This window comes from Pseudarthrobacter sp. KH_020_B, from assembly GCF_057840185.1.
The window spans coordinates 2,000,237-2,014,206 of record NZ_CM174506.1 but is presented as its reverse complement, the minus strand read 5'-3'; the positions used below and the strand labels follow the sequence as shown (position 1 = coordinate 2,014,206).

General features: G+C 60.6%; 11 protein-coding genes and 2 pseudogenes. 7 read left to right on the top strand and 6 right to left on the bottom strand.

Going from position 1 to position 13,970, the window contains the following annotated elements:
* Positions 1 to 66: 66 nt before the first annotated feature.
* Both AC3IT0_RS09305 and AC3IT0_RS09300 read right to left on the bottom strand, forming a co-directional pair.
* Positions 67 to 687, bottom strand: a pseudogene (locus AC3IT0_RS09305) (transposase); the annotation flags it as partial.
* Between the two features lie 189 nt (positions 688 to 876).
* Entirely contained in the window at positions 877 to 2,535 is a 1,659-nt protein-coding gene (locus AC3IT0_RS09300) for a hypothetical protein (protein WP_489323420.1), read from the bottom strand.
* A gap of 319 nt (positions 2,536 to 2,854) precedes the next feature.
* Here AC3IT0_RS09300 and AC3IT0_RS09295 point away from each other — a divergent pair, with 319 nt between their 5' ends.
* The 7 genes and pseudogenes from AC3IT0_RS09295 (at position 2,855) to AC3IT0_RS09265 (ending at position 8,436) form a co-directional block, all read left to right on the top strand.
* The gene (locus AC3IT0_RS09295) at positions 2,855 to 4,243 is read left to right on the top strand and encodes an IS1182 family transposase (protein ID WP_489323758.1); all 1,389 of its coding nucleotides are present in this window, start codon (positions 2,855 to 2,857) and stop codon (positions 4,241 to 4,243) included.
* A 611-nt stretch (positions 4,244 to 4,854) separates the two neighbouring features.
* Positions 4,855 to 4,966 (top strand): annotated as a pseudogene (locus AC3IT0_RS09290) (VOC family protein); the annotation flags it as partial.
* A 457-nt stretch (positions 4,967 to 5,423) separates the two neighbouring features.
* Positions 5,424 to 5,684: a YegP family protein gene (locus AC3IT0_RS09285; protein WP_489323419.1), complete on the top strand. Its 261-nt coding sequence runs from the start codon at positions 5,424 to 5,426 to the stop codon at positions 5,682 to 5,684.
* Positions 5,685 to 6,751: 1,067 nt separating this feature from the next.
* Positions 6,752 to 7,354 carry a hypothetical protein gene (locus AC3IT0_RS09280; RefSeq protein WP_489323418.1) on the top strand — a complete coding sequence of 201 codons (603 nt, stop codon included), beginning with the start codon at positions 6,752 to 6,754 and terminating at the stop codon, positions 7,352 to 7,354.
* Between the two features lie 16 nt (positions 7,355 to 7,370).
* Complete coding sequence (locus AC3IT0_RS09275; protein WP_489323417.1) at positions 7,371 to 7,691, top strand: histone-like nucleoid-structuring protein Lsr2; 321 nt, start codon at positions 7,371 to 7,373, stop codon at positions 7,689 to 7,691.
* Positions 7,692 to 7,803: 112 nt separating this feature from the next.
* The gene (locus tag AC3IT0_RS09270) at positions 7,804 to 8,166 is read left to right on the top strand and encodes a hypothetical protein (RefSeq protein ID WP_489323416.1); all 363 of its coding nucleotides are present in this window, start codon (positions 7,804 to 7,806) and stop codon (positions 8,164 to 8,166) included.
* A gap of 18 nt (positions 8,167 to 8,184) precedes the next feature.
* The gene (locus AC3IT0_RS09265) at positions 8,185 to 8,436 is read left to right on the top strand and encodes a hypothetical protein (RefSeq protein WP_489323415.1); all 252 of its coding nucleotides are present in this window, start codon (positions 8,185 to 8,187) and stop codon (positions 8,434 to 8,436) included.
* A 669-nt stretch (positions 8,437 to 9,105) separates the two neighbouring features.
* On the opposite strand, the gene AC3IT0_RS09260 is transcribed toward AC3IT0_RS09265, so the two are convergent.
* The 4 genes from AC3IT0_RS09260 to AC3IT0_RS09245 form a co-directional block, all read right to left on the bottom strand.
* On the bottom strand, positions 9,106 to 10,176 hold the full coding sequence (locus tag AC3IT0_RS09260; RefSeq protein WP_489323414.1) for a DUF3616 domain-containing protein: 1,071 nt from the start codon (positions 10,174 to 10,176) through the stop codon (positions 9,106 to 9,108).
* A gap of 137 nt (positions 10,177 to 10,313) precedes the next feature.
* Complete coding sequence (locus tag AC3IT0_RS09255; protein WP_489323413.1) at positions 10,314 to 10,811, bottom strand: LysM peptidoglycan-binding domain-containing protein; 498 nt, start codon at positions 10,809 to 10,811, stop codon at positions 10,314 to 10,316.
* Between the two features lie 105 nt (positions 10,812 to 10,916).
* A complete protein-coding gene (locus AC3IT0_RS09250; RefSeq protein WP_489323412.1) occupies positions 10,917 to 12,950 on the bottom strand; it encodes a DNA/RNA non-specific endonuclease in 2,034 nt (677 codons plus the stop codon).
* A gap of 69 nt (positions 12,951 to 13,019) precedes the next feature.
* Positions 13,020 to 13,958: a M28 family metallopeptidase gene (locus AC3IT0_RS09245; protein WP_489323411.1), complete on the bottom strand. Its 939-nt coding sequence runs from the start codon at positions 13,956 to 13,958 to the stop codon at positions 13,020 to 13,022.
* Between the last annotated feature and the right edge of the window lie 12 nt (positions 13,959 to 13,970).

Here is a 13,970-nt window from a genome sequence, read left to right as displayed (position 1 = left end):
CCACGGATGGAACTTCGGCATAATCCGGCTATCGGGATAAAGCGCGTTATGCCGATATCGGCATAAGGCGCTGTTGGCCCCGGCATTACCCGGACGCAGGAGTGCCGCCAGGATCTCTCCGCCCCCGTGGCCTGTGCCGTAATCGACGCTGGCGATGAAGGGAGCGAACCCGTACCCGCCCTTGTACGTTCCCACAGCTTTCTCCTTGTCACTATGGGAAGTCACGAGCGTGGCGTCCAGGTCCACGATGAGCGGCTCCAGCGTGGTCGCCGTCAACGCCGGGTTCCGGTCCGCGGCGGCTTCCCACACCCGCCAACGCAACTCCCGCGTCAACGTCGCGAAGCCGTAGCTGAAGAGATCCGGGTTGGTCACGGCCCGCTCAAAGAACCTCGAAATCGTCGCGTTCGAAGCAACGTTCCCGAAGACGCCGGCACCGGTCCGCAGGATATCCAGATCGGAGACGTGTTCTCCGCCGCCGGCGAGCATGACCGCCAACGAGCCCAGGATCGTGCCGGGCCGATGGCGGGCCCCGGACGGGACGAACTGCCCCAAACGATCCTCGCACAAGCCCCGGAATCCGAGCGCGTCAACAAGGGACGTCACCACATTCAGCCCGGCGTGGGAGACCAGTTGCTGCCCCGTCGTGGCGACAGCAAGGGACGGGAAAACTCCGGTATTCTTGGACATCAGAAAGGTGCTTCTTTCAGCCGGTGAAACAGTGCGTCAACAACACTATTTTCCCAGCTCAGAAGCACCTTTCGTCGCTTAAACACACCCCACGGGCGACACCATCATGAAAACCCTGGGCTAGCCCAAGATAGGGATGATTCCTCTAGCGCCACTGTGCGATGCCAACTCCGATGTTCGCTTCGCGCCCTAAAACTTCCCGAGCCATTTTGGGCAACTCGATTCGCGCAACCCAGCTAGCGTTCCTTCGTGGTCAAAACATACGCGTTTGTTTTGACCTTTTAGGCTGCGTTTGGCAGGGCGGGCGTCGTCGATATAGCTGCGGACGTGCCGGTCGATAGTGGTCATGGCGTGGCGTAGTTCTGTTGGTGCGGGCGGGGCGTTGGCGGCCAGGAGCGGACGCAGCAGCCGATCATGGACCTTGGTGTAGAAGATCGCAGTCCGCTGGCCGTCTGCGGTGAGCTGGTAGGTGTTGGTATGAGGGCGGCGTTCGACGAGCCCGTTCAGACGCAGCCGAGCCAGGTCATAGCTCATCTGGTTGGTGCCGTAGGCCGCTCCGAGCAGGTGGTTCACCTGGGCACGGAGGCTCCGGTGGGTGAATCCTAGGGCGTTCAGAGTGACGCAAAGGGCGCCGAGCAGGGCCATGACCCGAGGGTCGCCGAACCGCAGGGCCGGGGCCCTCCTTCCCTCCGCGGTAAGCGTGGGAAGCGCGACCCGCTCAAAGGCTGGGCTCGCAAGGACACAACCCTGCCCGACACGTTCAGTATCGAGCAGCCTGGTGTTGATGTCACGGGCTTTGGTCTGCAGTTCGTCCAGATGTTCCAGGCGTCGGAGACATTGCAGGTCTCTCGGGGAGTTGATGACCGTCTCGATCCGCAGCGCCCTGCCTTCCTTTAGGTACTGCTTGATGCGGGAGTGCTTGAAGAACGCGTTCACGGTCACCAAGGTGTCGCGGGTGACGACTTTCGTCTTGCGGGGCGTCCGGTTCACGATCGGACGCGCGCGGCGGGAGTGGGGGGCGTGGCCGGTGAACAGCAACTCGACGGTTTCGGGGCGGCCGATATCGAGGTTGTCGGCCACGAGCGCTTCGAAGAAGGCGCGGGCGTGCCGGGGCGCGTCGAAAACCATGGTCCGCGAGATCTCAATCTGCCGCATGGACAATTCCCACCAGTACCCGGCGTCCGCGTCGTGGTCGGTGAGCGGCAATGGCAGCACGGCCATCCAACGTTGGAAGAATATCTCTATGGTGCCCGGTCCGAGCCGGTCACAGATCTGCTGCAGGGCCTGGGGATCCTCACAGGAGGCAAAACCGTTGGACAGGTCGGTGAATCCGAGGCCCTGGCGTTTTGCCCACTCGTGGCCGTTGAGCCAGACCTTGAGAGGGTACGGGAAGTAGGCACAGATCTTGATGAACGCCGGGCCGAAGTCCTGGTCCCAGATGTAGAAGTAGAAACAGGTCACGCGGCGGTCGGCCTTGGGGAAGGAGAAGCACGGGATGCCGTTGGTGCCTTGGCGCTGGTACGCGGCGAAGACATTCTGGTATTCCTGGGCCACGCCGATCGCGGCGACCCCGGACCGGCCTGTCCTCTCTTGGGCGGCCAGATAGCGGCGCATGATGTCGATCTTGCGGTCGTCCTTGCCGAAGCGGATCAGGGGGACGTGGTTGGCTTCGGCGAAAGCGTTGACTGCCCGGCGGAACGCGGTGCCGATCTTTTCCAGGATGGCAGGAGACGGTATCGGACAGCCTAAATGTTTGGTCATGAACGTGACGACCTGCCCGCCGACCTGCAGGTTGGGAACGTAACCGTTGAGATAGATCCGATCCAGACACTCGATATCGAGCGCCACGTGGCCTTCGAGAACGTCATTGATACTTGTCATGGCAGCCACCGCTTCGAACAAGGGAATCCCGACAGCTCAAGCGTGCACCCGCAGTGGCAGGTAGGCCAACAACGGTACCGGACCCAGTCGCTCGGCGGTCAGAGGCGAAGCCTCACTGGGTGCGTGGGTCAGTAATGGTGGTGCCGGTTTTAGAATGCCGGCGGATTAACCGCGGCCTGTTAGTGGTGGCTGGAAGAATCGGGGTATGGATACCGGTTCTTCCGCGCAGGATGGTTTGTTCGATGAGTCCCTCGTGGAGCGGCTCGAGCTCCCGGCCGATGTGCCGATGGATGCCAATGGCGGGGCCAGGAAGCGTTTCAAGGCGTTCGTGCCGGATGCGGTGATGTTGGTCCCGCCGTCGCTGGAGGAGTGGTTGCCGCAGGGCCATCTGGCACGGTTCATTGGCGAGCTTGTGGACGATGAACTGGATCTGACCCGGTTCTACGCTTCCTATGCCAAGGCGAAGGGCCAGCCGCCGTATGACCCGCGGTTGATGCTGCGGATCGTGCTCTACGGATACTGCGTGGGGGTGCGGTCCTCGCGGGAACTGGAAAAGGCGTGCACGGACGTGGTCGCGTTCCGCTGGCTGGCCGCCCAGCAGGCCCCGGATTTCCGGTCCATCGCCCGCTTCCGCGAACGCCACCTCGCCGCGCTGGCCAACGTGTTCCTCCAGGCACTGGAGCTCTGCCGGGCCGCGGGCATGGTCTCGCTGGGCCATGTCGCACTGGACGGGACGAAGGTCCGGGCCAACGCCTCGCGGCACAAGGCCATGTCCTATGCCCGGCTGACCGCGAAGCAGAAAGTGTTGGCCGATGAGATCAGCGACCTGATGGCGGAGGCGAAGACCGTGGACGCGGCCGAGGACGCCCGCTTCGGTCCGGGCAAACGCGGCGATGAGCTGCCCGCCGAACTGGCCAACCGCGCCCGGCGCGCCGCCGCTATGGCCACGGCCCGGGAATCCATCGAGGCCGAAGCCGCGGACAAGGCCCGCCGTGAGGCCGAAGAGAAGGCCCGGACCCGTGGGGATGATGACGAGGATGTCACCGGCACGGGCGATGCCGCCGCTGCCGCGGCGGTGCCCAAGGCCACGGCGCAACGCAACTTCACTGACCCTGACGCCCGGATCATGAAGACCGCGGACGGTTCCTACCACTACTGCTACAACGGCCAGGGCGTCGTTGATAAAGATCACCAGGTCATCGTTGCCACCGAGCTGAACAACACCGCGGTGGACGTGCAGCAACTGGTCCCGATGGTCCAGAACACCCAGGACACCCTGGAAGCCATGCCCTCGAAGTGGAGCGCCGACGCCGGCTACTGTTCGGCGGCGAACCTGGAACACGTCAAAGACCTGGAAGCCGGTGGCGCCACCGAGTTCTTCATCTCCACACGGCGGATGAAACACGGACGCCCGGTCCCGGAAGCGCCACGGGGCAGGATCCCGGCGGACGCGACCCTGACAGAGCGGATGGCCCGGAAACTGAAAACGAAGAAGGGCAAGGCGGTCTACGCCCGGCGCAAAGCCATCGTCGAACCGGTCTTCGGACAGATACACACCCGGCAAGGCAAACACATCCTGTTGCGCGGGCTGGAGAAAGCAGCCTCGGAATGGAAGCTGATGGCCGGCTGCCACAACCTGCTCAAACTCTTCAGCTACCGGGCCCAAACCGCCTGAACAAGGCCGGGCACGGTGCCCGGGACCGAACCCGCACCACCGAACCGCGCCCCGCAGGAGCATCCAGCCTTTCTACCGCAAAAGTGCCCAAAGGGGCGGCACCTTTCCAGGAAAAGGAGACCGGCCCCTGGGCCGTCACGGTGCGAACCTGCGGAACCGGCACACCGGGTAAATTCCTTCCACGCACTCGTTCGGTGCAAGGGTGCATTGGGTGATGCTGCGGTCGTTTGCAGTAGTTCAAGCGGTTGGTGGAGATTGAGTGTCACGGAGCCAGGGCCTTCGTTCAGAATCTCAATGTTCCGCCGAAAGAAGAGCCTGCGATGGGCGTCGCGCGGGAGCACGAAGCTATGTCCGTCCGGGATTCTTTCCGGACCCCGGTCCGTGTCCTCCATGATCCCGAGGGGGTTCGCGGTTCTTGGTCCTCACAATTACCCGCGGTACGCCGGCATCGGCTTGTTCTCTTCGGGCATGGATCCATCCTATGTGTCCATGCGTCCCGGTCCCGGAGGCAGAACTGCAGTATGTGGATAACCTCCTCTGTTATCGTCTGACGGCGGGCGGCTCCGACTCGCCACCGGAGCCAACCAGCGTGGCTCGATAGAATGCAACGCATGGCCATCAGACTCGACAACGTCGGCATCGCCGTCCGCGATCGCGAAGCCGCGATCGCGTTCTTCACCGACCTCGGCCTCACGGTCCTCGGCCCGCGAAACGGTCAGCGGCTAGTGGACCGACACCGCCGCTACCTGATGCTTTCATTGCTGCTGATGTGGAGTCGTTCTGCTTCGTTTCGCCTTAGGCGTATATGCAGGCGGCATGCCATGTTGGTTCGGGCGATGTGTCAGTGTGGGCGAGGCGAGGCAAGGCAAGGACCTGAGCAGGTATTTCCCGGATGTTTGAGTATGTCAACCCGATCCAGGACCACTCATGTTCCTGCTGGCGTGTCAGCGTATTCATCGGCTTAGATGCCGTTTCGAATAGCGGTCTTGAGATCCCCGTTTGAGGAACGCTGAATCAGGTCCACTGCGGGACGCTGAGCTGCTTCATCACTTGCGCGAGGCAGTGTAAGTCCGCTCAATCGCCGAATGCACACGCAGCAGCATCCTTTGCCAAGCATGCTCGGATATCCTAATGCTGGCCGGATCACAATCCGTGAATCAACGGATCGATGCAATGATGCATGAGCAGGGGAGACAACAGCATGGCAGGCACGTTTGAAATCATCCGAGAAGGAGAGGGAGCTTTCCTCTTCCGGCTAACCGCAGCCGACGGAACACTCGTGGCCGTCTCACCGAGGTTCACGTCGATTAAAGCAGTGGTGGACGGCATCGCGGCTGTGCGCGAAAACGCGGCGACGGGGTTCGTTGTGAATCACTCCTCCTACTCGCCACGGCTCCCCCGCGAGGAGCGCACCGGGCTTAAGGCAGAGCTGGCCGCCTGATTTCCGGCTTTGCCCCGCCGGGACCAGACCCATGGACCACGCCAGACCCGAGGAATGGGCTTTCGGAACGGCTGGGGTCATGGCCAGTCGCAGCGTCGGAAGCTGACAGCAGACCTGAACCCGGCATGGTGAGCATCCGTCCCCCAGGTTTCCTGCGGCCCGTTCGGCCGATCAGCGGGCACCATTGACAAATCAGTCCCGGCGAATGCATCCGTTTCCGGTTCGATGTCCTGCGGCGTGTCCATATCAGAATCCATAATTTATCCCCCGATAGTCCATGAAACACTTCAACTCGTAATGAAGGTGTAGGCGTCTGTAAAGTGCTGACAGAGGCGTCCACCCGGGGTCTGTCAGCGCTTCAAGACCCGGAACAACAAAGCCGGCGGCACTTGGCCGCCGGCAAAACCACGTGCAAGTACCTGTGGCGCGCTGCGCCCTCCCACGACCATCATCTTTGCTCCCATCGTACGGATGATGCCGCTCACGGTACGCCCACACATCCTCAAAGGAATAGAGAAACCCCCACGACAATCGGGTAAGTAAGCTGACAAAAGTCGTCAATATCGTGCGGCAGATCGCCTCGGACGCGCTGCACGCAGGTTGGTGGTCCGGGCGCAGCAGCGTGTGGTCCTTTTGGCCCCAAGCTGAACTTCTGGGTCGCACTCGTCGACGACATGCTCCGCCGCAGAACCACAATGAAACCGTCGGCCACCTTGTCTGCGGCACCAAGAACGGCTGCACCATCTGCTACAGCCGCGGCCGTTCAGCCCGTCGCTCTTGGGGGTGTCATCTCGCCTTGATGGGAACTCCTGCGATGCAAAGTCAGATGTCGTGGGCTCAGCTGAAACTGCGACTCATCTTCCGGCGAGCCGTCAGGTGGGATGAAATCGGCTGTCCTTCTAGCGCGGCGTCCCCTTACCTTGGTTGTGGGACGCTGCAAGCGGGCCACTCCCCCACCCCAGGTGGTCATACTTCTTTGTCGGCGGCCCCGACCCCCTGTTCTGGTGTTGGCGGTATCTGGAGAGTAATCTAGGCGCCAACTCGCCAACGATGGAAGAGGTTGTGCCATGACACCACGGGACGAACGGGGGGCTAAGCCCAAGGGACGCGTGAATGCGTCCCTTGAAAGTGTCGGACTGCCGGTCAGAATCATTTTTACCAACCAGGTCTATACGATTGCAGACTTCACGGAACTGATGGAAAACTTGGAGGCGCTCCTAATCGTAGGAATGGCACAGCCCTACGAGCTGACGAACCCACGCGCTAGGGCCCACCTTGCCGACTCAGTAATCATCCGGAGGATTAAAAAGGAAAGCCCGCTTGAGATATTGATGGATGTGCAGGCCTCGGTTACTGCGGTGTCGTCAGTTGTTGCCTTGACTGGTAGCCTCATTGCGCTTCAATCCGCCTACGTCTCTCTACAAGTCAAAAGAGCGAAGGCTAACGCAGATCGACAACGGGAAATTTTGAAGCAGAAAATATTGAGCGACTTGATTAGCCAGTATGACGACCTCTCCAAGAAGAAGAAAAAGAGACTCTTTGGCGACAAGATGCTCATGGCACTCCTTGACAAAGCGGCCGCTGGAGCAATGAGCATAGACAACATATTTGAGGATTCCGGGGGCGCAAGCAGTCCCACAAACAATCCTGTGTCGCCCGCCTCTATGTGACTGATAGTCTAATTACATGGCACGCAAAGTAATTACAGTTCTTTCCGACGACCTTGATGGCTCGGAAGCCAACGAAACAATCACGTTTGCCCTTGACGGCACTGAGTACGAGATTGACCTGAACGAATCCAACGCAGCGGAACTCCGCAATGCACTGACTCGATTTACCGATGCCGCTCGTAAGACCTCCGGTGGACGCGGTCGTCCGGCGGGTCGTAAGTCCAGCGGCGTGGACAGTAAGGCCGTCCGTCTCTGGGCTATCGACAACGGTTTCCAGGTCAACACCCGTGGCCGTATTCAGGCCGACATCTTAGAGAAGTACCAAGCCGCTCACTAGCTCAGACACCAGCCAGGAATATGGCGCACCGTCTGACTGGTGCCGGCTGAAATCAGGGCTAGAACTAATTTCGGTTCTAGCCCTGATTTGTTTAATTGCGCCCATATTCGTCATGGATGTCTGGAGTTTACTTAGGTGGGAAGACGAACTCATACTCCGGGCGGCCGGCGTACTGCTGGCTGTTCTGGGAGCGGTACTCACGTCGCCCCATGGATGGAAGCGAATGCTGTTCCTCGCTAAATTTTGGACGAAGTCACGTTTAATTGTGACCCAGATGTGGCTCAGCAAGTACTTCAAGTTCATTCCCCGACCAAGTACGACCGATTACCCTACGTCTGCCACCGGCGGAGCCGGGGCGCTTTCGACGAGACTCGTTGCAGGAAACAACATTCCTCCTGATGCAACCGTCGAAGAGAAGTTGGTCATCATGGAAGTGGCGCTGAGAAACCTACAAAACCTCGTAAACAGCGACTAAGAGAACCTGAGTAACAAGGTGACCGACGTCAAGAAGCTGGTGAGCGAGGTGAGTGATAAGACCGCCGAACTCCACGCCAAGATGGTCAAGGCGCAGGAGGAGGCCGCCTCCATCGATGCGGCAGAAATCCCGGTTATTGCCCTTGGCATTGTCCTTAGCGGTGTACCTAAGGAGCTGGCCACTTTCCCCATTGTCGGCTGGATAGACCTTGCTGCCTCAATACTCTTGGCGTATGCAATGACTTGCAAAACAATCAAGGACGGAGCCTGAGGCAAGAAAGGCAGTGAAGCCTAAGTAGGATTGCCTGATGGATGGGGAGACTATACGGCTTATCGTTGTGGCCGGTGGAGCAATCGCTGCGGGCCTAGGCGGCGCACTTATTGCCGGCGCGTACAACACCCGGAACACACTTGCGACCATCGAAGCCGCACGGGAAACGGCAGAGGCTCAGCGATGAGGATGCGCAAATTAGGAATCGGAGTCAACAATTTAGTCCCCCCTATTTGATATGCGGAGAGCCCACTCTCACATAGGCCCACGCTTGTCTCAGTAATCGATTCATAGATGAAACAGCGAGCTACCGGACGCCAAATGCCCTTCACTTTTAGCCGAGAACGGCGGTTAGGTGGCTTGTATCTCTTAAGTACCCCCTGTTGAGGTGGGGTGGTCGTCGTTTACGGTGGCCTTGGGAGGGGCCGGGGTGGTTCCGATTTTCGGCTGGGCGTCATGGCTCGTGAAAGAGAGATCGTCGCCCCCGGCCTGCCTGTCTTCCAAGCAGTCCCGATTGAGGGAACTGGTGGCCGGAAGAAAGCGGTGCGCAGCACCAGGTTTCATCCGGGCTGGCACCGAATGACTCACAAGCGCGGGAAGTGTATCCGACGCTTCCTTAGCCAGTTGCGGGCCTGTACTAGAAACTAGAGGATAGGGCCGCACAGTTCCTTACTCCCTGAGGTCAAAGACGTCGGCGAGGATGCCGTGGTCTCCGGTTTTGCGTTCGTCGGCTGGGGTGTCGTACACCACCAGGACCGACCTGTCGTCCTCCAGTAAGGTGATCCCCTCTGCCCGGTCCTCACCTTTTCCGAACGGTATGCTCAGTTCGCATTTCAGGTCGTCTTTGTGGAGGACGGCCTCGCCTTCCGATGTGAGCGCGTCCCGCCAGCGGAACATGGCCGTGCGTCCGTCGAGCTCCATGGTGGGCCCCGCCAGCACTAGCAGGTCATCGCCGTGACGGCACAGATCCCGCACACCCAAACCACGCAGATCGAGAAAGTGCTTGCGGTAGCGGCGCCCCCCGGGACTAATTGGCTGCGGCTCAATATGTGGCCCGTCTCCGGCATCGAACTCGACAACCATTGCCCAACCGCGCAGAACCGGCCCGCGCAGGCCGATGAACACCCGGTCGCCCGCCACAGCCAGGCCTTCGCAGTCGATCCCGTTGTCTTTGCCCGGGATCGGATTTGACCGTATGAAGCCTTCAAGGTGAGGGTCGGCGGACAGGAGATCCAACAGGCCCCCGCCATCGCCTCCAGGGCCGAACACAGGGAGGTGTTGTTGCTCACCGTTCCGGCTAGCGTCCGGGTCAAGGAGTGTTCTGGTCGAAAGCAGTGCCAACACCTGCCGGCGCACGCTGACGTCGACTGCGGCCAGGGATTTCCGGGCCTGGTCAGGGTTGTGTTTATCCTTGACCCGCTTGCGGACCGAACTGTGTGACCCTAGCAGCCACAACTTGTCGTCCTCGGCGTCGAGGCCTTCGATGTCGACTTCCCCCTCCCCCGGCAGCTTAAGAAAATCGCTAAGATCGAAGCTGTGGTGGGTGGCGGCCTGGTCGCCGGCAATTGTGAGCCGTTCGAGACTGGTCGTCTCATCGTTAGCGACCCAGAGGTGGTCGCCCTGACGGACGATCGCGGACAATCCATCACGGAGGTCATCGTCCGGACCGAGGGTGCTGGGCTGGTCGAGTACGAGAGTGATTTTGCCCGACCGTTTGTCTGCCTGAGGCCATCCGGTCATCCTGGATCACCCCATCGCGTGCCATGCTGCAACTCCGTCCGCCACGGTCTTGTTGCGAGCATCGACTTCAATTGTGGCGGATCGTCCCACATTTCAACTCCAATGGTTGGCCCCCACAGGGCATAGTTAAACAGACCTCACGCGAGCAGCGGTATGCGGAAGATCTGACCGGGAAAGATGAGGTTGGGGTTGTTGATGCGGTCCCGGTTGGCTTGGAAGACGTCCTCGGCAGTCGTGTTTTGGCCCTGCTCGCGAGCGATCTTGGTCAGGGTGTCGCCAGCCTGGACTTCGTAAAGCTTGAAGCCCTCCAAAGCCGTAAACAGGGTGACGGGAACGATGTTAAGGTCAGTCCCCGGGGGATGAATGCCGGAGGCATCCTCGCCAAAGACCTGAAGCGTCATGGGGGCTGCACGGGCGGTATAACCGCCAATCGACACCTCATTGCCGAAGTCGCGGATGACTCCCATGGACCCGGCGCCCTGGATGTTCCCCTGAGCAACGCTTTGACCGTTCATGTCCAAGAGCTGCCAAAGGACCGTAGCTTCAAAGCCGGTCCCGAACCCGGCAATCGTAAAGTCGCTACCTATGACGTCGTTCGGATTCGGCTGGCGCACTTCGATGAGTCGCGGGGCCATGGCTACCTCCTTGAGGTCAGTTCTGAGAGGATCCACCTGTTAGTTCTGTACAGAAAAACTTCAGCATCCAACCCGTTACTGCCGCGTTATCGCCTGCGACATACGTCACATGAACCGGATCTGACTGACATCGGTCAGTTCGGAAACCAGGCCCTCGGCGTCCTGGATGGGGTCCAGTGCGGCAAGTGGCCCGAACGAGAGTCCCGTGCGGTGCTCGATGGAGTCGATTGATCGCTGCGTAGTTTTATGCTTGCCGAAGACAAATTCCTCTTCACGCAGGAAGTCCTGCTGAGACATTGTGTATCCGGTGGCGCATAGTTGCCGCGTCTCGTCATGAATGAATGCGATGACCTTCCAGAATTCTGTTGGGATACGTACTCCGAACCTGGTTGGGTCCTCGCTCGTCAGGAATGGGCCTGTAAAGACGGAGATCCTCATGTCGTCTTTGCGTGCGTTCTGGAGCGCGTAATTCTCGAGTTCGAGCCAGACTCCACCATTGAAGGGTTGCATCTGGGGGACGGCGTTGGTGACGTGCATGGAGTCCGCATTCGCCTTCGATGCCGGATCACGGGGACCCCAAACCGGGTCTTCGCGCCGGGTCATGTGACCCCGTGAGAACTTTGGCTCGGCACCGTAGCACTCATGTCGGATCTGCGCTCCGAGCGGAATACGCGGATCTGTGCGCCAGCCCACGCGCGACATCGAGACGGATTGCAACCCATCGATGTTCACCGCACTGAACAAACACAGCCGGCGGCTCCTGCTCATCATGACCGCGAAATGCTCATACCGCAGGACATCTTCGGTGTGTCCATCGACAGTGAACGTGAGGACATCATCCTGCCCGCTCGTTACGGACGGCATCGGCACGGGATCGCCGAGAAATGTTTCCTCGTATCCGAGACGATCCCGGTAGTCGGCGGCAACCGCCTCGGTGAATACCTCGTCTTCGGTATCTACCGTTGTTGACGTCGCATCCGTTCGCCGATTGTCTTGGTGGTCGTCCGGGTATGGGTTGCCGACCTCCACCGTCAACCGGAGTGGAACCACAACCGAGAATCTGGGCTCCGTGCGGGGAGCCGTGGGTGCCTGGGGATTTGCCGATGCCCGCCGATCCGGAACCGTTGGCTTAACGGGACGCGTCCGGGTTCGGCCGCTCAGGACCTCTTCGAGCCGCTCCGCCACGATGGTGCTCGGTACCGCAAAATTGCTTCTGAGAAAACGGCCCGCGAAATGCAAGCCCACCGCCTCGCCAGTCTTCAGCGAGAGCACCACCGACCCGGAATTGCCGCCAAGGGTCGAACAATCATGGCGGACCGACGTCGAATCCGACGCAGTCAGTTGTCCGGGAGCGAGGCGCTTCTTGTCATAAACGTTTCCGAAGATCTCGTCCATCAGCTGCTGGTCCGGGATACGGCTGTCCCGGGCCGGATAGCCGATCACCGCTACCAACTCGTTGGCTTCGGAATGTGTGGAAAGCCCGATAGGCGCTGGAACGGGCTTCCTGGTAGGGGTGACCTGCACGAACGCCAAATCCGGTCCGTCCGCATCCTCGATGTGCAGAATGCGGTTCAGCCGAAACGTCCGTTCACTGGCGCTTCCGATTTCTTCCAGAAAATCGATCGAGGCCTTCATTTGGCTGCTGCCGATCCCCTGCTTGAACACGAATGACGTGCCGTCGTTGCGTCCGAACTCCGCCGCCACATGACGGTTCGTGACCACGACATCCGGGCGTACCAGCCAACCAGTGCCGAGCCAGGCCAGATCGTGTCCTTCGACTTCGATGCGGCCGACAGCCCGAACGGCGCTGACCAGATGCGCTGAAGCATCAGTGAGACGTGACTTCCAGACCTTGCTTTCCGGATCGGAAAACACGAGTTGCGCCTCGTCACCGACGACGGCCAGCACAGGACGCCCCGTCCGCAAGACTATGGTCTCCTGTGCGAAGTCGGATCCATCAACTGATTCCCCGTCCACCTCGATCGTCGGCGAGGGATCCTGGTGGGCTCCTTCGAGGTCAGGGGCCAACTCCGGGAATGCCGTGGCCTCCCGGCGTTCGAGCAGTTCCTCGCCAAGCGCGCTATCCCGGCTTTCGATCCGAGCGTTGGCGGCCTTGAGGCGGCCAATGAGATCCTCCACGTGCTTGCCTTTCGATCGATGGGACGGGGTCATCTCCGGTGTGGCCCCGCTTCGGCCGGTGCGGAGCGTTCAAGCCGACACACCAAGCATGGCAGCGACCGCAGCGGTGTTCATTCGAAGGATGCTGATGGCCACCGGGATGTCCAGTCCGGCGAGTGTGTCCTTGGGCGTGTGCTCATCGATGTTCAATTGATCCTCGCCTTCGATGGTCAGCACAGCAGGAAGGCCGGCGTCGATGAAGGACACGTGGTCAGAAGCGAAGGGATCGAGCGAGACGAATACCTCCAGGTCCGAAGTCTCCTGGGCGGCTTGCGCCAACGCGTCGATCACAGGTTGGGACACTGCCGCCCCCTCCAGAAGCACTGAGGGTGCGGCGGTGTTGAGGCGGCCGATCATGTCCATGTTGACCACCATGATGATCCTCGAGCGATCAGCGTCAGTCAGATCGGCCACGTGAATGCGACTCCCGTGGAGCCCCTGTTCCTCGCCCCCGAACATGACCAGGCGCAGGTCGTGCTGCATGATGGCGGCGGCCATCACACGGGCGATCTCCAAGACTCCCGCCGCACCCGAAGCGTTGTCATCTGCCCCGGGTGCTGGTGCATTGACGCCCCCGGCCTCATTAATCGAGTCCAGATGCGCCACGACGTAGACCAGTTGTCGCTCGTCCTCGGGGGCCGTACCGGGCTTGTCGGCGATTATGTTGAGTGTCTCTCGACCACCGAAGGCGACCGGCTCCTCGCGGGTGGCATAGCCAAGCGCGGCAAACCTGTCGCCGACCATTCGTGCCGCGTCGCGGTACGCCGACGAGAACGAATGCCGGGTCGGGTGTGCGGTGAGGGCTTCGAGGGCCTCTCGATACGTGTCGGTCGAAACCTCATCAACCAGCCCGGTTGCCGCCGTGCCGGCATCACGCCGCGAACTCGACTCCGACCGTGGCAGCAATACGGGGCGCGGCCGCCCGCTCAGCCTTCGTCGACAACCTGAAGGCTGCACTGGTACATCCATGGCTCTCCTCGT